General features: G+C 42.5%; 27 protein-coding genes. 9 read left to right on the top strand and 18 right to left on the bottom strand.

Annotated features, from left to right (window positions below; genetic code table 11):
- Position 1 precedes the first annotated feature (1 nt).
- Complete coding sequence (locus KS242_RS05745) at positions 2-997, bottom strand: lipoate--protein ligase (protein WP_217323399.1); 996 nt, start codon at positions 995-997, stop codon at positions 2-4.
- Between the two features lie 91 nt (positions 998-1,088).
- Positions 1,089-1,820 (bottom strand): MBL fold metallo-hydrolase, encoded by a 732-nt coding sequence (locus KS242_RS05740; protein ID WP_217323398.1) that lies wholly within the window; start codon positions 1,818-1,820, stop codon positions 1,089-1,091.
- A gap of 160 nt (positions 1,821-1,980) precedes the next feature.
- Between KS242_RS05740 and KS242_RS05735 the strand changes: the two genes are divergently transcribed.
- Positions 1,981-2,544 carry a DUF6434 domain-containing protein gene (locus tag KS242_RS05735; RefSeq protein ID WP_217323397.1) on the top strand — a complete coding sequence of 188 codons (564 nt, stop codon included), beginning with the start codon at positions 1,981-1,983 and terminating at the stop codon, positions 2,542-2,544.
- 222 nt (positions 2,545-2,766) lie between these two features.
- On the opposite strand, the gene hemY is transcribed toward KS242_RS05735, so the two are convergent.
- The 4 genes from hemY to KS242_RS05715 form a co-directional block, all read right to left on the bottom strand.
- Positions 2,767-4,188, bottom strand: coding sequence for a protoporphyrinogen oxidase (gene hemY / locus KS242_RS05730; protein ID WP_217323396.1), 1,422 nt, complete (start codon positions 4,186-4,188; stop codon positions 2,767-2,769).
- A complete protein-coding gene (hemH, locus tag KS242_RS05725; RefSeq protein ID WP_217323395.1) occupies positions 4,181-5,128 on the bottom strand; it encodes a ferrochelatase in 948 nt (315 codons plus the stop codon). The genes hemY and hemH overlap by 8 nt, the downstream gene beginning before the upstream one ends.
- A gap of 15 nt (positions 5,129-5,143) precedes the next feature.
- Entirely contained in the window at positions 5,144-6,193 is a 1,050-nt protein-coding gene (gene hemE, locus KS242_RS05720) for a uroporphyrinogen decarboxylase (protein ID WP_217323394.1), read from the bottom strand.
- Between the two features lie 124 nt (positions 6,194-6,317).
- On the bottom strand, positions 6,318-8,501 hold the full coding sequence (locus tag KS242_RS05715) for a transglycosylase domain-containing protein (protein WP_217323393.1): 2,184 nt from the start codon (positions 8,499-8,501) through the stop codon (positions 6,318-6,320).
- A 165-nt stretch (positions 8,502-8,666) separates the two neighbouring features.
- On the opposite strand from KS242_RS05715, the gene KS242_RS05710 reads away from it, so the two are divergent.
- The gene (locus KS242_RS05710) at positions 8,667-9,164 is read left to right on the top strand and encodes an antibiotic biosynthesis monooxygenase family protein (RefSeq protein ID WP_217323392.1); all 498 of its coding nucleotides are present in this window, start codon (positions 8,667-8,669) and stop codon (positions 9,162-9,164) included.
- Positions 9,165-9,639: 475 nt separating this feature from the next.
- On the opposite strand, the gene KS242_RS05705 is transcribed toward KS242_RS05710, so the two are convergent.
- Complete coding sequence (locus tag KS242_RS05705) at positions 9,640-10,293, bottom strand: phosphatase PAP2 family protein (RefSeq protein WP_217323391.1); 654 nt, start codon at positions 10,291-10,293, stop codon at positions 9,640-9,642.
- 98 nt (positions 10,294-10,391) lie between these two features.
- Here KS242_RS05705 and KS242_RS05700 point away from each other — a divergent pair, with 98 nt between their 5' ends.
- Both KS242_RS05700 and KS242_RS05695 read left to right on the top strand, forming a co-directional pair.
- Positions 10,392-10,853, top strand: a complete 462-nt coding sequence (locus tag KS242_RS05700) for a ferritin-like domain-containing protein (RefSeq protein WP_217323390.1) — start codon at positions 10,392-10,394, stop codon at positions 10,851-10,853.
- 169 nt (positions 10,854-11,022) lie between these two features.
- The gene (locus KS242_RS05695; protein ID WP_217324078.1) at positions 11,023-12,186 is read left to right on the top strand and encodes a M20 metallopeptidase family protein; all 1,164 of its coding nucleotides are present in this window, start codon (positions 11,023-11,025) and stop codon (positions 12,184-12,186) included.
- Positions 12,187-12,219: 33 nt separating this feature from the next.
- On the opposite strand, the gene KS242_RS05690 is transcribed toward KS242_RS05695, so the two are convergent.
- Genes KS242_RS05690 through KS242_RS05680 form a run of 3 tightly spaced genes read right to left on the bottom strand, consistent with a single transcriptional unit; the run spans position 12,220 to position 14,899 of the window.
- Complete coding sequence (locus KS242_RS05690; RefSeq protein WP_217323389.1) at positions 12,220-12,933, bottom strand: EcsC family protein; 714 nt, start codon at positions 12,931-12,933, stop codon at positions 12,220-12,222.
- A gap of 12 nt (positions 12,934-12,945) precedes the next feature.
- On the bottom strand, positions 12,946-14,160 hold the full coding sequence (locus KS242_RS05685) for an ABC transporter permease (RefSeq protein WP_217323388.1): 1,215 nt from the start codon (positions 14,158-14,160) through the stop codon (positions 12,946-12,948).
- Positions 14,153-14,899: an ABC transporter ATP-binding protein gene (locus tag KS242_RS05680; RefSeq protein ID WP_217323387.1), complete on the bottom strand. Its 747-nt coding sequence runs from the start codon at positions 14,897-14,899 to the stop codon at positions 14,153-14,155. Before KS242_RS05680 ends, KS242_RS05685 begins: the two co-directional genes overlap by 8 nt.
- Before the next feature lie 444 nt (positions 14,900-15,343).
- Here KS242_RS05680 and KS242_RS05675 point away from each other — a divergent pair, with 444 nt between their 5' ends.
- Both KS242_RS05675 and KS242_RS05670 read left to right on the top strand, forming a co-directional pair.
- Positions 15,344-15,769, top strand: a complete 426-nt coding sequence (locus tag KS242_RS05675) for an HIT family protein (protein WP_217323386.1) — start codon at positions 15,344-15,346, stop codon at positions 15,767-15,769.
- Between the two features lie 72 nt (positions 15,770-15,841).
- Positions 15,842-16,210, top strand: coding sequence for a YtxH domain-containing protein (locus tag KS242_RS05670; protein WP_217323385.1), 369 nt, complete (start codon positions 15,842-15,844; stop codon positions 16,208-16,210).
- 163 nt (positions 16,211-16,373) lie between these two features.
- On the opposite strand, the gene KS242_RS05665 is transcribed toward KS242_RS05670, so the two are convergent.
- Genes KS242_RS05665 through KS242_RS05655 form a run of 3 tightly spaced genes read right to left on the bottom strand, consistent with a single transcriptional unit; the run spans position 16,374 to position 19,358 of the window.
- The gene (locus KS242_RS05665; RefSeq protein ID WP_217323384.1) at positions 16,374-17,258 is read right to left on the bottom strand and encodes a glycine betaine ABC transporter substrate-binding protein; all 885 of its coding nucleotides are present in this window, start codon (positions 17,256-17,258) and stop codon (positions 16,374-16,376) included.
- 56 nt (positions 17,259-17,314) lie between these two features.
- A complete protein-coding gene (locus tag KS242_RS05660; RefSeq protein ID WP_305852601.1) occupies positions 17,315-18,169 on the bottom strand; it encodes an ABC transporter permease in 855 nt (284 codons plus the stop codon).
- Complete coding sequence (locus KS242_RS05655) at positions 18,162-19,358, bottom strand: quaternary amine ABC transporter ATP-binding protein (protein ID WP_077310320.1); 1,197 nt, start codon at positions 19,356-19,358, stop codon at positions 18,162-18,164. Before KS242_RS05655 ends, KS242_RS05660 begins: the two co-directional genes overlap by 8 nt.
- A 309-nt stretch (positions 19,359-19,667) precedes the next feature.
- Here KS242_RS05655 and KS242_RS05650 point away from each other — a divergent pair, with 309 nt between their 5' ends.
- Entirely contained in the window at positions 19,668-20,141 is a 474-nt protein-coding gene (locus KS242_RS05650) for a GbsR/MarR family transcriptional regulator (protein ID WP_077310321.1), read from the top strand.
- On the opposite strand, the gene KS242_RS05645 is transcribed toward KS242_RS05650, so the two are convergent.
- The gene (locus KS242_RS05645) at positions 20,138-20,485 is read right to left on the bottom strand and encodes a DUF1878 family protein (RefSeq protein ID WP_217323383.1); all 348 of its coding nucleotides are present in this window, start codon (positions 20,483-20,485) and stop codon (positions 20,138-20,140) included. The genes KS242_RS05650 and KS242_RS05645 overlap by 4 nt on opposite strands.
- 175 nt (positions 20,486-20,660) lie before the next feature.
- Here KS242_RS05645 and KS242_RS05640 point away from each other — a divergent pair, with 175 nt between their 5' ends.
- Together KS242_RS05640 and KS242_RS05635 are read left to right on the top strand one after the other, a co-directional pair.
- Complete coding sequence (locus KS242_RS05640; protein WP_217323382.1) at positions 20,661-21,197, top strand: DUF3267 domain-containing protein; 537 nt, start codon at positions 20,661-20,663, stop codon at positions 21,195-21,197.
- A gap of 153 nt (positions 21,198-21,350) precedes the next feature.
- Complete coding sequence (locus KS242_RS05635; protein ID WP_217323381.1) at positions 21,351-22,229, top strand: peptidylprolyl isomerase; 879 nt, start codon at positions 21,351-21,353, stop codon at positions 22,227-22,229.
- 21 nt (positions 22,230-22,250) lie between these two features.
- On the opposite strand, the gene KS242_RS05630 is transcribed toward KS242_RS05635, so the two are convergent.
- From KS242_RS05630 to KS242_RS05615, 4 genes are all read right to left on the bottom strand, one after another.
- On the bottom strand, positions 22,251-22,457 hold the full coding sequence (locus KS242_RS05630) for a sporulation YhaL family protein (protein WP_217323380.1): 207 nt from the start codon (positions 22,455-22,457) through the stop codon (positions 22,251-22,253).
- Between the two features lie 63 nt (positions 22,458-22,520).
- A complete protein-coding gene (locus KS242_RS05625; RefSeq protein ID WP_217323379.1) occupies positions 22,521-23,786 on the bottom strand; it encodes an MDR family MFS transporter in 1,266 nt (421 codons plus the stop codon).
- Between the two features lie 30 nt (positions 23,787-23,816).
- Positions 23,817-24,764: a 3'-5' exoribonuclease YhaM gene (gene yhaM, locus KS242_RS05620; RefSeq protein ID WP_217323378.1), complete on the bottom strand. Its 948-nt coding sequence runs from the start codon at positions 24,762-24,764 to the stop codon at positions 23,817-23,819.
- A gap of 71 nt (positions 24,765-24,835) precedes the next feature.
- A complete protein-coding gene (locus tag KS242_RS05615; protein WP_217323377.1) occupies positions 24,836-25,384 on the bottom strand; it encodes a GbsR/MarR family transcriptional regulator in 549 nt (182 codons plus the stop codon).
- Between the last annotated feature and the right edge of the window lie 77 nt (positions 25,385-25,461).

The raw sequence follows: 25,461 nt of genomic DNA, 5'->3' as shown, positions 1-25,461 counted from the left end.
ATTAATACATCAAATCGATGAGGTCATCTTTTTCAATCTTGCCAAGATAATGGCTTACATTCACATCTGCCAGCGCTTGCTGAATGGCAGCTCGCTCATAGCGTACACCTTGCAGTTTTTCCTCAAGTTCGCTAACTTCTCCAACGCCGAAGTAGTCACCGAAAATACGGATTTGCTCAATCATCCCTTTTTTCACGTCTAAACGAACGTCGACATTTCCTGCCGGGAACTTGTGCGTTTGCTGGATATTGAAGCTAGGTGATTTACCGTAGTTCCACTCCCATTGCTGGTATCGTTCTTCGCTCAGTTTGTGGATAGCCTTCCAATCTTCTTCTGTCAGTTTGTAACGCGGTACATCTTTTGTATCTTCGACGTTGAAGATATAACGAAGCAGCATATCTCTGAATTCGTCCATCGGAAGTTTGTGATCCATGAATTCAGAGATATTCGCTACACGGCTGCGAATCGATTTGATTCCCTTCGATTCGATTTTCTCTTTCTTCACCTTTAGCGCGGAAACAACATGTTCAATTTCTGAATCATACATCAATGTACCGTGGCTGAACATGAGACCTCTTGTAGAGAATTGTGCGTTTCCTGAGATTTTTCTTTCGCCTACAAGTAAGTCATTTCGTCCTTTTAACTCTGCCGGTACACCAAGCTTGTTCAAGGCATCTGTTACTGGTTTTGTAAACTTAGCAAAATCTTGGAAGCTATTGCCGTCATCTTGTGTGATAAAGCTGAAGTTTAAATTTCCAAGATCATGGTACACGGCTCCGCCTCCGGATAAGCGGCGCACCACATGAATGCCATTATCGTCTACATATTTCGTATTAATCTCTTCAATTGTATTTTGATTCCGACCAATAATAATAGATGGCTCATTTATGTAGAAAAGCAAATAAGTATCGTCTTTTCCGAAATTTTTTAAAACATATTCTTCGATAGCAAGATTAATCCTCGGATCGTTAATCCCTTCATTATCAATAAAGCGCAAAATAAAAACCCCCAGTGTCAATAAATGTTCATCCTAGTAATATTCTACCGAAACCGGAGCCTGATAGCAATTCAGACAAAAAGGGAAGGTGTTACCCTTCCCACGTCAAACCTTCATAAGCGAGATTCACTTTTCCGCCAAAGACACTGCTTGCTTGCTCTAACAGCTGACGATGCTCTCCGAAATGCGGCAGATGACTTAGAAACAACGTCTTTACACCAGCTTGTTCAGCAATTCCTCCGACTTGAAGACTATTCATATGACCGGCTGCTTCCCCATCCTGGTCTTGGTAGAAGTTGCAATCGGTAATAAGAAGATCCGCTCCTTTACTGAATTCCGCCCATTCATCCAAATAACTGGAATCAGCTGTATACACTATATCCGATTCGCCATCTGAGATACGCATACCATAGCAAGGTACTGGATGTTTTGTTTTCATAAAGCTAATCACAAAAGGACCAACGCTGAGAATTTCGTCCGGTTTGTAGGCAATACCTTTCGTAAATTTATGAGTTAAGTTTTTAAAGCCTGCCTCATTTTCTTCATGCGCATAAATTGGCAGGACATCTTCGGTTCCTTTCAAGCTATTCTGCACCTGCCAAACATGCTGCAGCGCTCCTATATCCGCCACATGGTCGGGATGATAATGACTTAAGACTACCGCGTCCAATTTTTTCGGATCTATGAACCCTGGCATACGTGATAAGGCACCGCTGCCGCAATCAAGCAATAGCGCATAGCCATCCTTTTCGACTAAATAACAAGAGCTGGCACTTTCCCATCCTGGGTATGCACCCCAAAAACCAATTACTGTCACTTTCATATTTGTGCACCTCTCCTTCTGTTAATACCATTTACCGATTGTTGCTTAACTAAACCTGCTTATCGCCTCGGAAACTGTTTGTCAAGACTAGTCTATAAATTGTATGTATGACATAATATAACAAAAAGAGAGAATAAAAACAGTTGACGGGGGCTAACTGATGCGACCAGAATTGACACGCGCTACAAATGCAGATGCTTTTTTGGATTATTACTGGCTGAAAGAAGAACTTATACACTTCTGCCGTGAAAATGACTTGCCTGTTTCCGGCTCTAAAATGGAGATTAGTGCAAAAATAGAGCATTTTTTACGACATCACATGGCCGAGCAGCAACCTGCTAAAAAAAGACCTCGAAATAAAAAACGAGCCAATCAACCGCTCAGCCGCTCCACAATCATTACCGAGAATCATCGCTGCAGCCAAGATGTACGTATATTCTTAAAACAGGAGATTGGACCGCATTTTCATTTCTCAACTCATATCCAGCAATACTTTCAATCAAATGCTGGTAATACCTATCAAGACGCAATTGATGCATGGCATGAAGAAGAAAAGAAACATCAGCAGTATGCCGCAACCAAGAAAATAATTGCGCCGCGGAGTGAATACAATCGATTTATTCGAGCGCTCTTCACGAATACTGTAAACAAAGAAAATATGCACAACCAGCCGCTTGAGACTTGGAATCACAATGAAAACGAGCCTTACACCCACAGTTCTTAACACACACATATAGTGATGCCTCTTTGTATAAAGAGGTTATTTTTGTGTACTTAAAAGAATCATATAGTTCAATTGCTGCAAGCCATCCAAGCATCGAAGCCATACTCAAACGATTAGCCGCTCTAGTTTATGCAGCATTCCTCACTCCATAAAACTAGAGCAACAGCAGAACTGTTTAAGCTAGTCTCCTGCTTTTTTTACCTACGAAAAAAAGCTCCTCCATTAGGAGAAGCTTTTATTGCGTAAGTAAGCTAGTACATTTTGCACCGCTTGTTCTCCGCTGTCAATACAATCTGGAATACCAATACCGTCGTAAGAACCACCTGCCAGGAAGACGCCTGGAGTATGGATCGCCATGTTTGCCCGTACGTCTGCAACGCGCTGCAAATGGCCGACAACATATTGCGGCATCGCTTGCTTCCAGCGGCTGACAACAGAAAAGAGCGGCTTGCTTTTTATTTTCATGATTTTATTCAAATCTTTTAACGCAATCTGAACAATTTCATCATCAGATAAATCCACTATGCCACTATCATCTGGTCTGCCGACGTAGCAGCGGAGCATCACCTTGCCCTCTGGCGTTGTGCCTTCCCACTTTTTATGTGTCCAGGTACAAGCGGTGATGCGATATTTGCTATTACGGGAGATAACAAAGCCTGTTCCATCGATGTCCTTTTTAATTGCAGAAGCATCGAATGTCATCGCAACTGTCGCAACCGAAGTTGCTTTCATTTCTTTTAGCTGTTCCATGAAATCATACTGGCTCAGCATACGCTGAACAGCAAAGAAAGGTGAAGCGAGAACAGCGGCATCAGCTCGGAAGACTTCACCATCTCCTAGCAGCAAGTGATAATGATCCGCTTTGCGCTCAATATGGTCAACACTTGTGTCCAGCTGGACAGTGCCAGGTTCAAGCTGTGCTTCCAGACCTTCTACCAATGACTGTAAACCATTTTCTAAAGAAAGGAAAGCACCCGGAGGCTTCACGTCTTTTTTCTGTTTTGGCGGCTTTGGCATCGTCGCCTGTAGGCCTTTGACTACACTGCCATACTGCTGTTCCAACTCATAAAACTTTGGATATGTAGCCATTATGCTCAGTTCATCTATATCTCCAGCATAAACACCAGACAATAGCGGCTCCAGCACGTTCACGACTAGTTCGTCACCAAAACGGCGGCGGAAGAATAATCCCATGGATTGATCCTGCATTCTCTTACCCTTAGGCAGCATCGGTTCAACACTAATGCGCGCCTTTCCTTTCGTGGATAACAGACGCGATTGATAGTATGGTTTCAAGTCAGACGGAACACCCATGAATGCACGTTTAGGCATTTTGTGCAGCTTTTTACCAGCAAGAATATACGATTGCCCCGTATTGTTGCGGATAAGACCATTTTCCATACCAATATCATGAATCAGGCGAGACGCAGATTCTTTACGTGCTAAAAAGGAGTCTGGTCCCCGCTCAATTGTAAATCCGTCTTTTTTTAGTGTATCAATCTTCCCGCCAAGACGGCTGGACGCTTCAAACAGCTTCACTTCATAATCAAGACGATAGGCACGAATCTGTTTCTGCAAGTAATAAGCGGTAGTTAGGCCGGCTATGCCGCCCCCAACGATCGCAATTTGTTTTTTATCAGCCATGGCGCTCAACTCTTGCCTGCTGTTCCAATACCACCTTCGCTAATGTATTGATGAATAGCTGGTCTGTGTTTGGCATAGCAGGACGATAGTATTTCGCTCCTAGTTCGTCACATACGACCTTACATTCATAGTCATTGTCATAAAGCACTTCTAAATGGTCCGTAATAAAGCCAACTGGCGCATATACGAAAGAACGGTAGCCTTTTTTCTCATACAGTTCACGTGTAAGGTCTTGTACATCTGGTCCAAGCCATGGATCTGGCGTATTACCTTCACTTTGCCAGCCAAGCTCCACATTCTTAATACCAGTTTGTTCTTGAATCAAATCAGCAGTTCGTTTCAGCTGATCAGGGTACGGATCGCCATTTTGCAAGATTTTCTCCGGAAGGCTGTGTGCAGATACAATTAGTGCTGCTTTATCACGCTCTTCTTTATCCATACCAGCAAAGATCTCCGCGATATTATCAGACCAGTATTTGATGAAACCGGCTTCGTCGTACCAGCTTTCTACAGAAGTAATTTGCAAATTGCCAGCTTCTTGCGCTGCTTTGTGGGCACGTTCATTGTAAGACTTTACACTGAATGTACTGTAATGCGGCGCCAAAACGATAGAGATAGCTTCTGTGATGCCATCGGCTGCCATTTTTGCTACGCCTTCCTCAATGAAAGGCTCAATATGCTTCAAGCCAAGATATGCTTTGAATTCAATAACATCTTGATATTTGTTCAAAGCTGTCTCTAAAGCTTGCGCTTGCTCTTCTGTAATACGTGCAAGCGGGGAAATACCGCCGATAGCTTTATAACGGCTCGTTAAGTCCTCCAGCATCTCAGGTGTCGGCTTACGACCATGCCGAATATCTGTATAATAACGTTCAATATCTTCTTCTTTATATGGCGTACCATACGCCATTACTAGTAAACCAACTGTTTTCTTTGCCATGTCTTACACCTCTGGTTATAGAATTGAGTTTTGTTTTGCTGAATACGAATGAATGAAGGCTGTCAACTGCTTCAAGACACTTGGACTTATCTCCGGCGTCACGCCATGCCCAAGGTTGAATACATGCGGACCAGCTTGACGTCCTTGGTTCAAAATATCTTTCGTCCGCTCCTCCAAGACATTCCAATCACTTGTAAGGAAAGCTGGATCCAGATTGCCTTGCAATGTTTTTGTAATGCCTTTGTCTCTCGCTTCTTTGATAGAGATTCTCCAATCCAGCCCAATAACATCTACCGGCAGATCATTCCACTCCAGGATCTGATGACTTGCACCTACACCAAACAAGATAAGCGGAACATTCAATTCACGAAGTGATCGGAAAATATGCTCCATTGTCGGCTTAATAAAGGTGCGGTAATCAGCAGCATTTAATGCGCCAACCCATGAATCAAAAATCTGAATGGCAGAAGCGCCAGCTTTCACTTGAGCTTTTGCATACGTAATGGAAACTTCTGCGAGTTTATCCATTAAAGCGAACCATGCTGCCGGGTCACTATACATAAGTGATTTTGTCTTATGATAGTTTTTAGATGGTCCTCCTTCGATCATATAGCTCGCAAGTGTAAACGGCGCACCGGAGAATCCAATTAACGGCACTTCCAGCTGTTCTTCTGTCAGCAGTTTGATCGTTTCTAAGATATAAGGGATATCTCGATTCGGGTCTAAGCTTCCGAGTTTTTCTATATCCTGAAGATTACGCACCGGGTTAGCAATGACTGGGCCAATACCCGACTTGATATCTACATCCACGCCGATGCCTGGCAATGGTGTCATAATATCCTTATACAGAATTGCTGCATCGACATTATATTGTTCGACTGGCAATCTTGTCACATAAGCTGCAAGCTCAGGTTGATGTGTAATTTCGAATAAGGAATATTTCTCTTTTAATTCCCGGTATTCTTTCTGCGACCTACCTGCTTGACGCATATACCATACAGGCGTGTAGTCCGTCGCTTCTCCACGGAAAGCACGCAGTATTGTATCATTTTTGATTTTAGACATAATCGTTCTCCTTTGTCTCCTCATTATCCGTTTCCAACTATACGAAATTTTATGAGCCTTTGTATAGCGATTGACTCATAAAAGCGCTATTTTTTGACGAATTGTGTCAGAGTCGTGAAATTCGTCAGAAACCGAATCCAGACAGGACAGTATGGTTGGATTCGGTGCCGCTTTCATCTGTCAGCGGATTGAAAGGCACAACATAATAAGATGTATCTTTCAGCAAGCTAACTTTATCTACGGTGTACGTACCCTTACCTTGTACTTCCCCTATTTTCTCCGCGCCATCATCGGTTTCTTTGTAGATATGATACACAATCCGTTTGTCATCACTTGCCGTCCATGTCAAATCAGCATTGACGATACGCAGACCGCCAAAACCATAATCGATGGAAGCATCCGTAATTGTCGGCAGCTCAACCGGTCCGCCAATATCCTCGGCATTTTCCGGTTTTTCAAAACTAGATGACATCGTCCGATACTGGGATACTTGGCGCAAAATCGATTTTGTCAGTGCAGTCGGTTTTGAGCTGCCGCTTTCCAAGTAGTTTTCTTCTGATGAATTATCATATCCAATCCAGCTAACTGCCACGTATTCCGGTGTGTAACCAGCAAACCAGGCGTCCTTATCCTTGCCCTCTGCTGAAGCGTGCTGTGTTGTACCCGTTTTACCAGCCAAGGCACCATAGTAAGTGCCAGCTGTTCCTGTTCCGCCGGTGATGACGCCTTGTAGCATACGGGTCATATCCCAAGCAGTTTGTTCGGAGAATACTTGTTCAGTCTGCGGTTCCGCATCGTAAGCTGCCTCTCCGTTTCGGTCATAAATGGCATTAATAGACTGTGCTTCAATCCATTGTCCTTCATGTGCAAACGTACGGAAACCTTCCGCAATTTGAAGCGGCGTTAGTCCTACCTTTAAACCGCCCAAGGCAATAGAAAGCCCTTTATCCTCTGGCAGCTCCATTTGCATCTTTTTCAGATAAGACTTGCTTGTCTTTATGCCAATTTGGTCAAGCAGCCAAACCGCCGTCGTATTTTTCGACTCCTGCAGTGCTTCGTACATCGTAATGTCGCCCTCATACTCATCGTTATAATTCGATACGCTGTATTTGCCGCCATCATATGACTTCTTCTCATCGGGCAGTTCGCTGTATGCATTATAATCTCCCGTCTCCAGCGCCGGTCCATAAACAGCTAGAGGCTTCATAACAGATCCCGGCTGGCGCTGCACCGTAACGCGGTTTAAGTCACCATATTCAAACTTACGCGCTCCGGCAGCTGCTACAATTTTACCCGACTTTTGGTCGAGCATGACGAACGCTCCTTGGATACCTTCTGATGACCCATTAAAATACGTATCATCTTGCATCGTCTTATAAGCTGTGCGCTGAATATCTTCATCCACATTTACCACAATCCGATATCCGCCCGTACGCAAATCTTCGAGGGAAAGGTCATATTTTTCTTTCGCTTCCTCTGCAACCAAATCAATATAACTCTCAATCCACGGGCGTTCCTGTTCTTCTTTCGGCTCTGTTACGCCTAAATCTTCCGCTTGAGCAGCTTCCTTCTCTTCAGTCGTAATATAACCGTGTTCTTCCATCTCTTCGAGTACCAAATTCCGTCTTTCCTTCGCCAAATCCGGATTGTTGTTCGGCGAATAAGTATTTGGTGCTTTTGAGAGAGCAGCAAGCAATGCACTTTCCGAAAGCGTCAAATCACTGGCACTTTTATTGAAATAATAGTTGGCAGCCGACTCAATGCCATACAGACCGTGCGCAAAATAAATTTCATTGAGATAATATTCCAGAATATGCTTCTTTGTGTAATGACGCTCTAAATAGACAGCAGCCATTGCTTCCTTCGCTTTTCGCGTGAATGTCTTGTCATTTTTAAAGAACAGATTCTTCGCTGTCTGCTGCGTAATTGTGCTGCCGCCTTCTACTTTGCTCATTGCAATGATATCCCGATACAAAGCTCGGGCAGTTGCCCGGAGATCAATGCCGTGATGCTTGTAAAAACGGGCGTCTTCTATCGAGACAAATGCATTTTTCACATGATCCGAAATCTTATCAAACTTCACCGGCTCCCGGTTTTCTTCATAGAATTCGGCAATCACTTCTCCATCTTGATTCTCAACTGTCGAAGCAGCTTTCAATGTTAAGTCATCTTTATCAATAACGAGTCTTCCCCCGAAAAAAAGCAGGATATAGGCAGCAGTCACGAATGCAAGCAGAATACCTGCTCCGAAAAGATAAAATGTCTTCCGGCGCATACGCATTCGCAATTTATGTTCTGATCGTTTCATTATCTTTTTATCACCTCTTACATATCCCCATGTCATTCTATAGCTTTATTATACGACAAATTATGCCATTTACCCATTATTCCTTACGAAGGCAGGGCAGTGCTTGCTTTTGAATGGGAACAATTGCTAAACTGACTCTAACATACTACCGGGAGGATGAATAGAATGGCCGTATATTTCACCAATGGTACAACTGAATTTCTACGCAAGCTAAAAGCAAAAGAAACAGCTAAGGTTTGGGTATTTGAAGGTGCGGAAGGTGCACTTGCATATACGGAGGAACCAAATGCTGCGAGCTTTACTTCTCCACGCACGTATGAACAAGTAATTGGTACAGGTGACCTTCCTGATAAAGGCTATATCGCAATTAATAACATCCCTGTAACGGATGAAGGGAAACCTATATTTGAGGACATGTTCAAGCGCAGAGCAGGAAAAATTGATCAGACTCCGGGCTTTCACGCGCTCCGTGTTCTAAGACCGCAATCCGGCAATACATATCTTGTATTGACAGCTTGGGAATCCATGCAGCATTTTGAAGACTGGAAGCAATCAGAGGCCTTTCAGCATGCGCATAAGAAAGATGATAAACAGCCGAAAAAACCACCATTCAGCGGCGGCCCTGCTTACGTTACGACATATCATATCGACAACGAAGCATAAGTAAAGAAGTCGTTGTAAGATAAGAGGCTGGCACAAAACAAGATTAATTCATCCTAAAAGCAAACGATAACTAGATTCATACTTTTTCATGCAGCCCTCTGACGGCTGCTGCTTTCCAAATCTAGCTGTTATCGTCGGTCAAAAATGGCTTTTGAAGTAGATGCCGACAAGAAAATCGCTTTTTATTTTCGAGGAGTCTACGTATTCTATCTACACTAGTAAGCTCCTCATAACAAGAATCAGTGTAGGAAATACACGGAGACTCCCGCGGGAGGAAGGCTAGGGGAGACCCCGCAGTGCGCTTTTTACACGAGGAGGCTTCCCAGCCGCCCGCAGGAAAGCGGAGCGTATTTCCGAAGCGATGCTCTCGTCTTCGTTTACAATACAAAAAATCCAAACAATACTGCTTTTAAAAGCAGTATTGTTTGGATTTTATATAGCTTAAACAGCTATGTCTCAACCTCTTTGTACAAAATTAATAGGAGCGCACTTTCTCTCTTCCATATTTATGCCGAAGCCATTTATACAGCAGAATCCAGATAATCAGGAATATTAATCCAAATGAATACCCGCCCAATATATCTGTTATGTAATGAACGCGCAATACATAGCGGCTCGCGCCAATTAACAACACAAGAAAACCTGCCAAGACAGCAATAGGAAGACGCAGTTTTTTCTTAAGATGCTTCCAGAGAAAATAAACAATGATACCGTACGTAATAAAAGATACCATCGAGTGACCTGAGGGAAAACTAAACCCTTCTCCATCAACCATTGCTAATATTAACGGCCTTTCTCTTTGCACCATTCCTTTTATTAGAAAATTGAATTGATAACCAAGAGCTGTTGCTGTAAACACAATACCTGCTCCGATTAGATCTTTTCTTTTCACAGCCAGAAACAGACCAAATACAAAAGCTAACACACTTAAAACTGTACTGGAGCCAAGCTCTGTTATCCAGCGGAATAAGTTATACCAAAATGTTCCTTCCAAAGTGGCAGGATAAGCAGATGTCCATTGATCAAGTAAAGGCACTGGGTGCAATCTGACATCCATCATTAATAGAAATGACAGTAAAATTGAGATAGTAAATAGCAGTATATATCTTTTTCTGTGCGGAAGTTCCATTATTTCACCTCATCCAGCATTGTACTATGCGTATTGTTTAGAAAACAAATCAAAGGGGAATATACAGAATAGATAGCCAATCAGAAAGGATGATAAACATGGCAGATAATATTAGAAAAATCAAAGATGACTCTCAATTACAGGAACTGATTGACGGCTTGAACGTAGACTTAGCGAATGAATATGCCGCTTCCATCATGTATACAACGTACGGTGCAGCTGTTTCCGGCTTATACCGCACCGTCTTGAAGCCATTCTTCGAGGATGAAATCACAGATGAAATTGGACATGCGAAGTATTTGGCAGATAAAATTGTAACACTTGGCGGCACACCTACGACTTCTCCAGCAGACGTACCGTACCATACAGATGTAACAAAAATGCTTACAGAGGCACGTGACGCAGAACAAGCTACAATTGAACGCTACGAAAAACGCAAGCAGCAGGCTGAAGAGCTGAACATGACCGAGCTTGTTATTAAGCTGGAGGATCTTATCTCCGATGAAACAAATCATCGTGATGAGCTGAATCGCCTCTTAAATGACTCTCGTTTATCTTAAGCAATGAAAAAGCTGAAGCATTTGCGTTTCGGCCAAAGTCCAAACCATCCTTTTTCGGACGGTTTGGACTTTTTACTATACCGATACATCTTGTTTTCTGAATAAAGTAATTATTAGCGTTTGGAGATATGCTATACTAGATTTATTTCATACTAGGAGGCGGGTTATGATGTTAACGAAATTATTTAATAAAATTGATGAATTATATGAAGATATGGTAGCAACAAGAAGATACCTGCACCAACATCCAGAACTGTCCTTTAAAGAAGAAAAGACAGCAGCATATATTGCCAATACATACGAGGAACTCGGCATCCCTTATCAAAAGAACGTCGGAGGAAATGGCGTCGTTGCTACACTGCAAGGTGGAAAGGCAGGCAAGAAAATCGCCTTGCGAGCCGACTTTGATGCGCTGCCAATACAGGAAGAAAATGATGTTTCTTATAAATCGACTGTAGCAAATGTGATGCACGCTTGCGGTCATGATGGCCATACTGCAACCTTGCTCGGTATTGCCAAAGCAGCAAAAGCGCTGCAAGATGAATTACCAGGTACACTCGTGTTTGTCCATCAGCATGCCGAGGAATATGCACCAGGCGGAGCCAAACCAATTATTGAGACTGGTATTCTTGATGATGTGGATGCAGTATTTGGCACCCATCTCTGGTCTAATACGCCGCTTGGCACTATTGAAACTGCTGATGAAGCATTTATGGCTGGTGCTGACCGCTTTGAAATTGAGATTATCGGTAAAGGCGGCCATGGGGCTCAACCGCACCAAACAAAAGACGCCGTTCTAATTGGCTCCCAAGTGGTAACTGCCCTTCAGCAAATTGTCAGCCGTCGCTTGGACCCTCTAAGCACAGCTGTTGTAACAGTTGGAACATTTGAAGCAGGCGCTGCATTTAACGTAGTTGCCGGAACAGCCAAACTGACTGGAACAGTACGTACATTTGATACAGCTGTACAAAAACAAATCAAAACGGAGATTGAAAAGGTGCTCCAAGGCATTACAACGTCTAATGATGCTGGCTATACGTATGAATATATTGAAGGCTATCCACCTGTCATCAACCATCCAGCTGAAGCTCAACTAGTGCTGAAAGCTGCTGAGCAGGTAACGGAAGTACAGCAAGCTAATAGCGTGCTGCCAACAATGACTGGAGAAGATTTTGCTTACTATGTGCAAAACAAACCTGGAGCGTTCTTCTTTACTGGCGCAATGAAAGAAGATCATTATTATCCGCACCATCATCCGAAGTTCGATTTTGATGAGCGCGCGATGGCTATTGCGGCTAAAACTTTGCTAAGCACCTATATTGCCTATCAATAAAAAAAATCAGCGTGATGCTCCACGCTGATTTTTTTAAGTTAACATACGCATGCGATACGCATGCATTGCTGCTGTTCCCAATTGTTCAAGAAATTTACCATTGATAATGGCACCAACAAAAGCACCGACACCTGGCAGGAGCTGCATCATTTTTACCAAATCAATATGATCACGATATTCCTGCTGCAAAACCCGCCAATTCACGTCATCTATCGCCCCAGTTACTTGATTCCAATTACGAATCTCTTTCCAGAGTTGTATTCTTGTATCGACGCTGGAAAAAGTAGCGCTGAAAACCTGCAGCAAAAACACACGTTCACTAAATGCCGTTACATCAAATCCGTATATTCTGCCGATATCAAAAAGACACTTCATTTTAATGCTAAGCAACAGAGGGAAATCCGCCGCTCCCAGAATTAATCCGCCGGCACCAGTGCCTGCTCCTTCAATTCTTGCAGTCGTTTTATAGCGGTTGATCACTTTCCGCACTTCTTTTTCTCTTTCTTCAAAACTCCAGTTATCGTCTACCTTTATAGGAAGGATATATTTAGAAGACGTCAAGCTCAGCTCGATCATTTGCCGGACAGCTGTCGTCATTGTACTGTGAACAGCCTTAGGGATTCGATCTGTAATGATATTCTGCGTCCCTTTCGACATCCTCTGAAACCTGCCGCCGCGGCGCTGCAAGGAGTTGTAGTAAAACAAGGCTTCCTTCCGTTTTCTTTCTTTGTAATGATCGTCCTGCATCTCCCACCCCTCCTATTTTAACCGTTTTGATACATACAAACGCACAAAGCCAATCGTGAAAACGATTCCGGCAGCTAACGTTAAGACAAAACCAATAACATTTGCATGCAGCAAAAAGACAACACTTAATAGGATTGCTTGTATAATTCCTAGTATTTGCAGCAGAGATAAAAGCGCATGCTTTCGTGTATCATCTTGTACAGGGTAAAGATCCATCCATGCAATTGTCCGATGATGCTTCCACATACCAACAAGCTGAAAACCGGTTAGATACAGGAACAAAAGAGCAAATGCCAGCTGCACCCAAAGATTTGGTATAAAGTAAATGATCACGCCAGCAAGTACCGTCAGCCGCAAAAAGAGACCGAAGTAATCCCCGCCTCTGACAAAAGTGACGCGGAATAAATAATCATACGTATGCTGCTGATCAAATGGAACCCTTCTTACAAACAAATTCACGATCGCTTGTCGCTTATGCACTTTTGTTTTCAAATGCGGTACATCCGCAAATTGATTTGCGATGCGGTAAAACGCCTGCATGCGGGCTTGGTCCTTCTCAATAAGTAAATCCCAAGCCAAACCGCCCTGCTTGCGGCTGTAGCTGTAATCGGTAAACAGCAACCCCACAAATAAAACTGTTATGACACCTGCCGCAATCAGATCGCCGCGGACGAGCAGCCAAAAGCTGCCTACATTGAGAATAACCCGCAGCGTCTGCTCCAGCCTTCTGTTATTCACATTGCGTATCTTCAGCATCCACCAATTCATATACAAATTCCAAATTTTGAAGATCAGCATCACCACGAAGATAAGCAAATAAGAAGTAAAATTATCTCCTAAGTTTGCTGCAAAAAACAACGGTGCAAGAGCCGCAGCCGCTAAAAGCAGCATATAGAGCTGCGTAAAGAAACTATACCCAATCGTCAATCGAAAATAACGATGCATTTTTGGTTCGAGCGGAAGTAAGAAAATTAAGTCTGCTTCCTTTAACAGGGTCCGCACTGGGCTGTAGCTGACAAGCAGGCCGAACACAGCACCTATTAGCAGTGCCGCAGGAAAGTCTGGAGATATTGTCTCCAGCCATTGCTGGTAATAATACGCCAGTCCAGAAATGATGAAAAGCATGGCAATGGCTAAATGCTGATTAAAAATATAGCGCAGGTAGCGGTTCAATTCTTTCATATGATCAGATAGCCGCTGTTTGAAAAAGATTTCCGCATTAAACATGGCTGTCTTCTTCCTTTGTCAGCTGCACATACAAATCGTCCAGTGTAGCATCTGACATATGAAATTCTTGACGAAGCTCGTCCATCGTACCAGCTGCACGAAGCTTCCCATCATGCAAGATAACAATACGGTCGCAATAGCGCTCCGCAGTAGCAAGTATATGGGTAGACATTAGCACACCTGCTCCATTCTCCTTTGCTTGATTCATTAGCTGTAAGTACGATTGAATACCAAGCGGGTCCAAACCAACGAATGGTTCATCCACAATATAAAGATCCGGTTCAACAAGGAACGTACACATTATCATTACTTTTTGGCGCATTCCTTTTGAAAAATGAACAGGAAACATCTTCAGCTTCTTCTCCAGTCGAAATTCTTTCAGCAAAGGCGGCAGCCGTTTATCAAAATCTTCTTTCGATACATCATATGCTTGAGCAGTCAGCCGCAGATGATCATATAGCGTCAGTTCATCATAAAGAACCGGCATCTCCGGAATATAGGAAAAATTGCTTCGGTATGTTTCTGGTGATTCAGCAAAATTACTTCCATTAATCCGAATGCTTCCTCCCTTTGGCTGCATCAGTCCAATAATATGTTTTATGGTCGTGCTTTTACCCGCCCCATTTAAGCCGATGAGTCCGACAATCTCACCAGCATTGACGTGAAATGACACGTCTTTCAAAACATTTTTATGTGTATACCCACCGGTTAGTGAATCAATATGTAATAAAGGCTGCATGGCCCTTTCCCCTTTCTCCACACTCTACTGCTAAAAGTTTACCAAAGCGAGCCGTATTTGCCAAAATAAAACGGTTATAACTTTTGTCAGCGTGCACATACTATTCTCGAAGCAAAGAAGTTGCCAAGAGGGTTTCCAAAGCAGGACCCATTAAATGAGATGAGGTGTTGGTAGGAGATACAGACCGCTACGTCCGAAAGTAAGCTGATTTACATTACAATCGTAAGCAAGCTGAAAGTGTACTGGCGCTAACTACGTAAGCCGCTGTACAGTTCGAAATGGTTTTTCCTCTTGGCACCTTGCTTCTGAGGCAGACACTCCCAAAACGCGAAGAATTCCAATATTCCGGCCGTTACGGGAGGTCTGCCTATTTTCATTCAACTTTACTTTACAAGCATGTCCATTCCTTTATACAATATGTATACATGCCAAAGGAGTGATCATATGCACGAAAAGGATTGTATTTTTTGTAAAATTGCTGCAGGTGAACTGCCATCTGCGAAAGTGTATGAGGATGATCAAGTTCTAGCTTTTATGGATATCGGTCAGGTAACAAAAGGCCATACCCTCATTATTCCTAAGACACATGCGAAGAATATATACGAAACACCGCCAGAACTGGCCCAGCAAGTGTTTGCACGTGTACCAAGAGTAGCAAACGCCATTAAAGAGGCATTCCAGCCCGCAGGTATGAACATACTTAGCAACACGGAAGCCGCAGCAGGTCAGACAGTCTTCCATCTGCATGTACATCTTATTCCCCGATACGGCAAAGATGATGGTTTTCAAGCTACCTTTGAGCAGCACGATACTAGTGCAAGCGACCATCTTGGTGAATTAGCAGCAGCAATCAGCAGCAGGATTTCATAAAGCTCGTCCGAAGAGGTTTCACTGCTACATAAGAAGAGAAAATAGTATAATGAAGTAGGAAGGAGTGAGATGATGGCTAGTAGCAAATCAATCGCTTTAGGTATACTCGTTGGGAGTACAGTCAGTGCCGCAATTACACTGCTGACAGCACCATCCTCCGGGAAGGATCTGCGTTCAGATGCAAAGCAGCGCAGCGACGAATGGAAGGTTACATTCAATAATCTTAAAAACGAAGGTATGCAGCTGAAAGAACAGATTTCCAAGACGTCAAAAGAAGGCTCTGCAATGTTCAAAGAACTGTCAACCGATGTTAAAAACTCCATCGACAGCTGGAAACGAACAGTTGAACCTCATCAAAAAAACATCCAGAAAAGCTTAACTCAAATCGAGAAAAGTTTAAAAGAACTGGAAGAAAAAGCGAACCAAAAAAATGATCAGTAAAAAATGCTCTCCGTGATGGAGAGCATTTTTACTCCTTTATAAATATCTATTCCTATATGGATCCATACCTTTAAAGCGGAGTCTCTAACGTCTCTCAAAACCATGCCGTTCTTCTATCCAAAGAAACCTCTCCCGCATGGAAGAGGTTTCTTCAGTTATTCTTTTATTTTGCTTCAAGATCTTCAATGGAATCGGCATCTACATAGTCAGGTACGACAAGACCTGTTTTTGCGCCTTCCAAGTTTGGTCCCAAGTCAACAACTTGATCTTTGTATTGGTCATACAAGTCACCATGCGTTGTTGGAAGCCAAGCTGCTACCATTGCGTCTGCTTCACCTTGTGCAACAGACTGCCACATAACAGCGTTATCGATGGGCGTAATCGTTGTATTGAATCCTAGGTCATCAAGTACCACTTTCATAACATTTGTAGAAGCTACCTCAGAGTCCCATTCTACGTATGCAAGGCTTACGTCTCCGCTGCCTTCCTCTACGCCCTCTGTCCACTCAGCCACTTTATCAGCGTTGTTGTCTACCCAGTTGCGAGCCGCTTCAGCCGGATCTGTACCATCGCTAACTTCCAGCATTACTTCTCCCATATCTTCGGTTGTCCAGTTAAACTGATCTAGCACTTTGTTAGCATCAGGCATATCGTCTGCAAAACCAAGACGTGTCATTGTATTGATTGTTTCTTCTTCACCGAAAGAACCTTTTGGATCTTCCAAATATTTCAGATCATATTTACTGAACATCCAATGTGGTGTCCAGCCTGTAATGATGATTGGTTCTTCGTCTTCAATAGCGTTGCCTAGCTCTGTCGCCATAGCACCGCTGGAAGATGGCTGCAATGTCCAGCCTTCTAGCGAATCATAATCTTCAATTGCTTTTTCTGTCGCTTTCATTACGCCGGCACCAGCTTCAATACCTGTAACCGTATAATCAACTTGTTCACTAAAGCTGCCAGAAGCAGAATCGTCATTTCCGCACCCTGCTGCTACCAATGTCAAAGCTAACCCTGCAGATACACCCAATGTTTTCCATTTCTTCATATAATGAAACTCCCCTTTTCTTACGTTTATTGAAAGCCTGTAACAGGCATTTCTACTTATTTGGATTTGTCTTTATAAACATTCTGCGTAAAGCGGTCGATGATGATTGCAAGCACAACAATACTTAGTCCAGCAACAAATCCCGGCCCTACTTGCGCGCGTTGCAGAGATGACAATACTTCGCGGCCAAGTCCAGGCGCACCGATCATGGATGCGATAACAACCATTGATAGCGCCAACATGACTGTCTGGTTAATACCAGCCATAATTGTATACTTCGCCATCGGTAATTCAACTTTAAACAGTTTTTGCGGCCCTGTTGAACCAAACGCATCAGCTGCCTCTACTAATTCATCGGATACTTGGCGTATACCAAGGTTTGTAAAACGAACTGTTGGCGGTGTAGCGAAGATCAATGATGCAAATATACCAGGCACCACTCCAATACTGAAGAATGCAACAGCTGGAATTAGATAAACAAATGCAGGCATTGTCTGCATAAAATCAAGTATTGGCGTAATAATAGCTTCAGCAATCTTGCTCTTAGACATTAAGATACCAATTGGGATACCAATGATGACACATAAAATACTAGCTGTTAACACGAGTGTAAATGTGTCCATCAATTCGCTCCATAACTCCTGATTCCAGATGAAAAGCAACCCAACAATACTGAATATCGCCAAACCAAACTTTTTCCCTGTCATGAAGAATGCTAAGATAGCGATTACTAAAATAAAGATTACAGGCGGGATTGCATCAAGACCTTGCGTTACCATGTCCATGAAGTTGCCTAATCCTTCTTTAATCGGATCAAACAAAAAAGCAAATGTATCTGTTAGTAAGTCAACGAATTCACTTACCCAGTCTGCAACTGGCAGCGATTCGACATTGTCCATAAAATTAAGCATTCACGTTCACCTCACCCTCACCAGCAAGTGCTCCGATAACTGCACCTCTGACGATAATTCCTAATAGCTTGCCATTCTCCGTTACTGCTAGAGGAACTGGCGAATCATGGATTACAGCAAACAAATCATGCAGCTGTGTATCTTTCTCTACTGTCGGTACTTCACGCTGAATAATTTCCGATAAGTTCGTCACTTCATTTTTGCGTGCTTCATTCGCTGCATCTGCCGTAATAATTCCCTGCAGCGTACGTTTGCTATCGACAACAAAAATACTGGACAATCCAGCTTCTCGCATCCTTTCTAACGCAACACGTGGACCATGCTTATCAATATTAATTGTTTCTGGACGTTTCATAATCTGATGAGCAGTCAGTACTTTCGCACGATCTACATCCTCAACAAATTTCTCAACGTAGCTGTTAGCCGGATTCATGAGAATTTCTTCTGGTGTTCCGATCTGCACAATATTACCGTCTTTCATTAAAGCAATGCGGTCTCCGATTCGAAGTGCTTCATCTAAATCATGCGTGATAAACAGAATGGTCTTTTTCATTGATTCTTGAAGATCAAGTAATTCATCCTGCATATCTTTGCGGATAAGCGGATCTAATGCAGAAAATGCTTCATCCATAAGTAAGACCTCTGGATCATTCGCAAGTGCTCGCGCAAGACCAACACGCTGCTGCATTCCTCCGGATAGCTGTCCTGGATACTGTTCCAGATAACCGCCTAAGCCAACTAGCTCCAAGGATTTCTTTGCTTTCTCCGCTCTTTCTTGCTTATCTACGCCTTGCACTTCCAGTCCATATTCCGCGTTTTGCAAGATTGTTCTGTTCGGAAACAGCCCGAAACGCTGAAATACCATACTTAGCTTTTCCCGACGCACGCGGCGAAGCTCTTTTTTATCCATTTTCGCAAGATTTTCCCCTTCGATGAAGACATCTCCGGTTGTTGGTTCAATCAATCGGTTAATCAAACGAACTAAAGTGGATTTACCGCTGCCTGAAAGACCCATGATGACAAATATCTCTCCTGCTTCCACTTCAAATGAAGCGCGATTAACCCCAACTGTGCTCCCTGTTTCTTTTAGTATCTCTTCCTTTGTTTTTCCAGATTCAGCCAACTGAAGTGCGGCCTTCGTATTCTTTCCAAACACTTTAGAGAGATTATTTACTTGAATGATTGGCACAGTATTCACCTCTTTTTCATTAGTTTTCTGTCATGTTCCTGTAACAATAAGGAACAATTACCCATTACTATGTTTCGACTCAATTAATTCTAAACATAAACTAAAAACAAATCAAACGTGATGAAGCGTCATTACTGAACATTTAGTACGTACAGAATATACTGTACGCACTAAATGGAATGTTTGCTTTGAATTCCTTTGATTTACTCTATAATGCTTTATTAAGAGATATTTCCTTTCTGCAAAAGTTTCATGTAAGCTTTACATACGGATAATATATATAAAGAAACAAAGGGGGGACTCTGATAAATGAAAGCGCAAAACTCATTGTACGATTCTCTCATCATGGAATTAACGCGGACCGGAGAGCTGTTCCGTTTATCACCTACAGAAGCACGGCTGCTTGCCGTTTTATATGTAGAAAACTCTTCGCAGACATTAGATCAAATGGCTAATTTAATTGGAAAAAGCAAAACTGCTGTCAATATAGCTATCCGCAATTTATCTCACTTAGGACTTGTTGAACGAGTGTGGGTAAAAGGTGAAAGGAAGGACTATTATACTAGCGCCAATTCAGTATACAAGAAATTGATGACGCTTCAAGTAAAACAGTGGCATACGCAGACCACGCGGCAAGTGGAAGTGATGGAGCAATTCAAGCAGGCAATACCGAAAAATAATCCGCAACGGCTGCAGATGCAGGAGAAACTATCTGCCAGCTTACAATTTCACGAACAAGCAGCAGGTATACTTAAAAAAATAACCGCTATTAGCCAGAGCTAATAGCGGTTTTTCATATCCAGTAAGATTAGTTCATCTACCAGATTTTTGTATGTATCATCTTCTTTTTCCTCACGAAGTGCCAATAGCACCTCCCAATAATGAAGCTTTTCCGGCAGCATGCCGACAAATTCTAGTAAAAGTGACGTGTAATCGAGCAAGCCTTCCTCTTTTTGTTCCAGAAATAACTTGTTTAATCGCTGAAACAATTGTAAGACAGCAGCATACTCCTCCTCATTTACATTGCGTTCAATGAGAAGCTTCCGAAAAGGATATTTGTCTAACACACCTGTCTCTGCAATTAACTGCAAATGAAAAGACAGCGTACTCTTTTTTTCTTCCTCCATAAAAACGCTTCCTTTGTCTTTAAAACTGACCGATTTGCACGATCGTAACTTGTCTCTTTATTTTAAAGTAAAATTTCTAGGAAAGCTATTGATTTTCCCATTAAAACGTACTAATATCTCATAAGTGACGAAGGCTCACCGCAATTTTCTAGATGACCGAAGGGAGCTATGAACTATGAACTGCTGGAGAAGTGTCAACGTCAACAAAGATCTCGGGAAACACCGAATTCTACTTGTATCCACTCTCATAGGAACTTTGACATTCATTATACTTTACCCGATGCTGACGCTGATCCATCCGAATTTTAAGATGAAAGAAACACATTTATTGTTAAGCATGCTATCTATTTATATACTTCCTTTTATCCATAGTATCTCACATTTGATACCTTTTTGGCTGACCAAAAAAAGCTGTATATACAGACTGCATTGGATTGGCCAGTGCACGCCAATGTTTCATTTTAAAGTAAGAACGGAAACCAGCCGTCTTATTCCTTTCTTTTCTTTAATTATGCCAACTGTTTTAATAACAATACCTTTGTTTATAGCTGCTGTACTTTCAAACACGATGCCGATTTATTTTCTGCTTCTTCTTAGTGTGAATGCGGCTATGACATTCTCCGATGGCTTCTATTTATGCAACCTGCTGCAAGCACCGCGTAAATGTGTCATTTCCGGTACAGAGAAGAGTTATGATATATTAACAAAGTAACGCTCCGTATTAGGAGCGTTTTTACATATGGAAAAACTGTGGAATTGCCCCCATAGGTTGCCTTTTCGTATCTGATATGTGATATATTGTCTTATGGGGAAACGGCGGACAAGCCGCCATTCAAATTCAAGTGGATTAGGAGTGTTTATTTACATGAAGAAATTGGCTATCGCTGCAGTATTCGCGACAAGCGTTGTCGCACTATCAGCATGTGGTTCCGGTGAGACAGTGGTAGAATCAAAAGCTGGGGACATTTCCAAGGAAGACTATTATCAAGAATTGAGTGGCAAATACGGCGAATCAGTATTGCAGACAATGGTGCTTGAGAAAGCCCTTGATGATAAATACGACGTGGACAAAGAACAGATTGACGAACAAGTTAACAAATTAAAAGATCAATATGGTGATTCATTTGATTCTGTTCTTCAGCAAGCAGGTTACAGTGATGAAGATGCTTTCCGTGAACAAGTGAAAACAAGCTTGCTTCAGCAAAAAGCTATCGCTGATGGGGTTGAAGTTACGGATGAGGAAATCCAAACTCGCTATGACCATATGAAGACAGATCTTAATGCAAGTCATATTCTTGTAGCGGATGAAGATACTGCAAAAGAAGTGAAAAAGAAGCTTGACGACGGAGAAGAGTGGGATAAACTCGTTGAAGAGTACTCTACAGATACTGGAACAGTTGAAGCGAATGGCTCTTTAGACTGGTTTAGCGCTGGCACAATGGATGCAGCTTTTGAAAATGCAGCATATGCCTTGGATAAAGGTGAAATCAGTGAACCTGTGGAAAGCAGCTTCGGCTGGCATATTATCCGTTTGGATGACAAACGTGATACAGAAAATGAAGTTGGCTCACTAGAAGAAGAAAAAGAGCAAATTAAGACAGAACTTGCCGTTCAAAAAGTTGACTCTGCTGAACAGCAAGAAAAAATCAATAAATTACTAAAAGATGCTGATTTCGATATTAAAATTGAACAGTACGAAGATTTGATTGATAATATGACAGCTGCTCCCACAACAGCTGGCTAATACAAGCAAAAGACCGAAACGTCATTCGTTTCGGTCTTTTTCATGCGTATTTACTTGTGTATGTCGTTTAGCTCGCTCCTCTTCCATTCGCTCCATATAGACATTTCCTTCCCGCTCGATGTATTGCTGCTCTGTTTGGTAATCGTGCCGCTGCGTTCGGAATGCCATGAAGCCGCTGCCTATCATACAAAGAAAGACGAGCATGACCCACATCGGTATATCTGGCATTATTCATTCCTCCTTGTCCTATTGGCTAATATCTATGCTATAGGACAAGCAATTATGCCAACGTTAAGCAGAGGCTCGCTGTTCTTTGTGATAGCGTTTGAACATCGCTTGATAGACGAAAGCACTAAGCAAAGCCAACACAGCAAGAATTGTAAACGTCAGCCGATAGCTAATATAACTCACCAATACGAGACTTAGCGGAGCCAGCAGCTTACCAAGCGTAAACCGCAAGCTTGCAGCTGAAAAATACTGTCCACGGCTCTCCTCTGACGCCAATGTTGCCACAAAGCTTTCCTGCAGCCCAACTACCATCAGTTCTCCCATAGTAAACAAAACCATCGCAATGACAAAGATCCAGAAGCTTTCGGTCAATCCATATAACAAAATACCGGCTGCATACGCAATACTAGATGCAACGAAGACACGTGCAATCCGAAACTTCGTGACCAGTTTCGTTATATATACAGTAAGTAAAGCGACTAATAAGCCGTTAAGAGCCAAGATTAGTGAAAATGCTTGCTTTCCACCTACTTGCATCCTAAAATCACCAATAGCAAAGATAGTCTGATTGGCGATAACCTCACTTGTATAAACAGCAATTAGAATATCCAGCTGTAAAAAGGTTTGCGCAACGAGGACCCCAGCAACAATAAAGAGCAGGAAAGTACGATCCTGAGCGATAAGCCGATACGTTTGCAGCTCGCGCCATACTGCTTTATACCAGGTTCCGTGGTCAGCTTTCGCTTGCTTCTGTTCCTGAACTGTCTCTCTGATAAACATTTGCATAATAACGAATAAGATACTAGTAAGTACAAATCCAGCAAGCAGCATCTGAAACCGGTAAGAATAAAATAATATCGTACCAATTAGCGGTCCAACTACAACGGCAATATTAAGACTTGTATAAAAGACTGCAAATACGGAAGCCCGATGTTTCTCCTTGACTACATCTGCCACCATGGCATGCGATGCCGGCCAATACAAAGCACTCCATATACCAAGTAAACTAAATGCCAAGAAAGTCAGGGCTGATGATGACAGCCAAGGAGAATTGGCAAATGCAAACACGAGAAAAGTGATGGATTGACCAGCCACTGCAATACTCATCATCTTTCTCCTGCCAAATCGATCCGCACAATATCCGCCTACTAAGCTAGCCAGTACGGAAAGGGCTTGCGAAAACATGAGCAAGACCCCGGCACGTCCTTTCCCGAACGCATCTTGAAAAAATATCGTCATAAATGGAAAATACGCCCAAAACAAAAAGTGCATCATTGCTTCTCCAAACAAGCGGATTTTCAGGTTACGATCCCAATCTTTCCATCTCATATTCTCCCTCTATTCTATTACTCTCTCTATTTATTCCCGTTCAAAAGCAGGTTTATAGAAACTGCGGTTTTCCATTGAAAAAATACGTTCAGAGAAATCTCCTGGCGCGACTTTATCCATCACCCGCTGCAAGGTATTCATTTTTGCATCAATTAAATCAATGATATGCAGCAGCTCTGCCTCTCGGACAAGCGGCGGCTTTGGACTTCCCCATTCGCCTTTGCCATGATGACTTAAGATCATATGCTGCAGCACCATTACTTCTTCTGCTTCTATTTTCAGCTCCCGAGCAGCTTTGGCTATCTCATCTGACATAATGGAAATGTGGCCAATTAGCTTGCCCTCTACTGTATAAGAGGGATTAGAAGCACCTGATAATTCCCGCAGCTTACCAATATCATGAAGAATAATGCCAGCATACAGCAAATCTTTATTGATTTCGGGGTAAAGGTTTTTCAGCTCTCGTGCAATGCGAAGCATTGACACAACGTGAAATGCCAAACCTGATACAAATTCATGGTGATTGCGAACTGCTGCCGGGAATGCCAGCAAGTCTTCCTGATAATTAGAAAGAAAATAGCGTGTGATTCGCTGCAAGTTCGGATTCTCCATTTCAAAAATGAAAGAAGTGAGTTCTTCTAATAACTGCTCTTTCGAGAGTGGCGCCCGTTTGACGAAATCATGCGGATGCACCCCGTCATTTGGCTCTGCCAGACGAATGGCTTGGATTTTCAGCTGCAGTCTGCCGCGAAATGCATTCACTTCACCTTGTACTTTAATGACCTGGTCAGCTTGATACCGCTGTTCATCCGCAGGTGAAGCATCCCACAGCTTTGCTTCTATATCCCCGGTATCATCTCCAAGTATTAAGGTAAGAAAAGCTTTCCCGTTACTTGCTACTGCTTTGTCTGCTTGTTTGATTAGTAAATAGCTATCGAATTTGTCTCCTACTTGAAAATATCCAATCCCTTTTTTCAACGTCTTTCTCCTCCCTCATAAATACAGCCCTTACTATACTAGCAAGGGCGTTTACGTTTCATTCCAAAAGCTTATCTCTTTGGCGGCTTTGGAACGTACTTAAATATCTCTCCGGATTCTACAACATGTAAAAATCGCAGAAGCCATGTATAGTAATCACAAGCATATAAAAGACGGTCTATATCCTGCTCAATTTGCTGACGAAGCTCCGGGTCATCTGACTCTTCCTTCAGCTGATGCAGCTCTTCAATCGTCTCTTCTGCTTCTTCCAAGTTAGATTGTGTTGTTTTCTCCCATTTATTTCCGAAGAGAGCTGTAAATGACTTGTACCAGTCTTCCTCTGATTTGTATAAATCTTTGCGCATACCCTTCTTATAAGCAGGTTCCACCATCTTCATCTCTGCTAATGCGCGTACGCCTGTTGACATGCTCGTTTTGCTCATTTCTAAAGCATCTCTCATATCATCCAATGTCATTGGGCGACCTGCAAAATACAGAGCTCCATATAGACGGCCGACAGATGAGGTGATTCCGTACAAATTCATATTCTTGGCGATGACTTGTATGAATTTTTCAATCGATTCCTCATACTTAGCCCAATTTTCTTCATTACTCGGCAATGCCCGTCCCTCCAGCTTACAATAATCCAATTTTTTATCCTATAAGTTTACCATCATTAACGTTTTTTTGCGACTGC

This window comes from Terribacillus sp. DMT04 (assembly GCF_019056395.1).
GTDB classification, from domain to species: Bacteria; Bacillota; Bacilli; order Bacillales; family Amphibacillaceae; genus Terribacillus; species Terribacillus aidingensis_A.
Note: the sequence above shows the minus strand (reverse complement) of the source record. Positions and strands in the feature narration are given on the sequence as shown.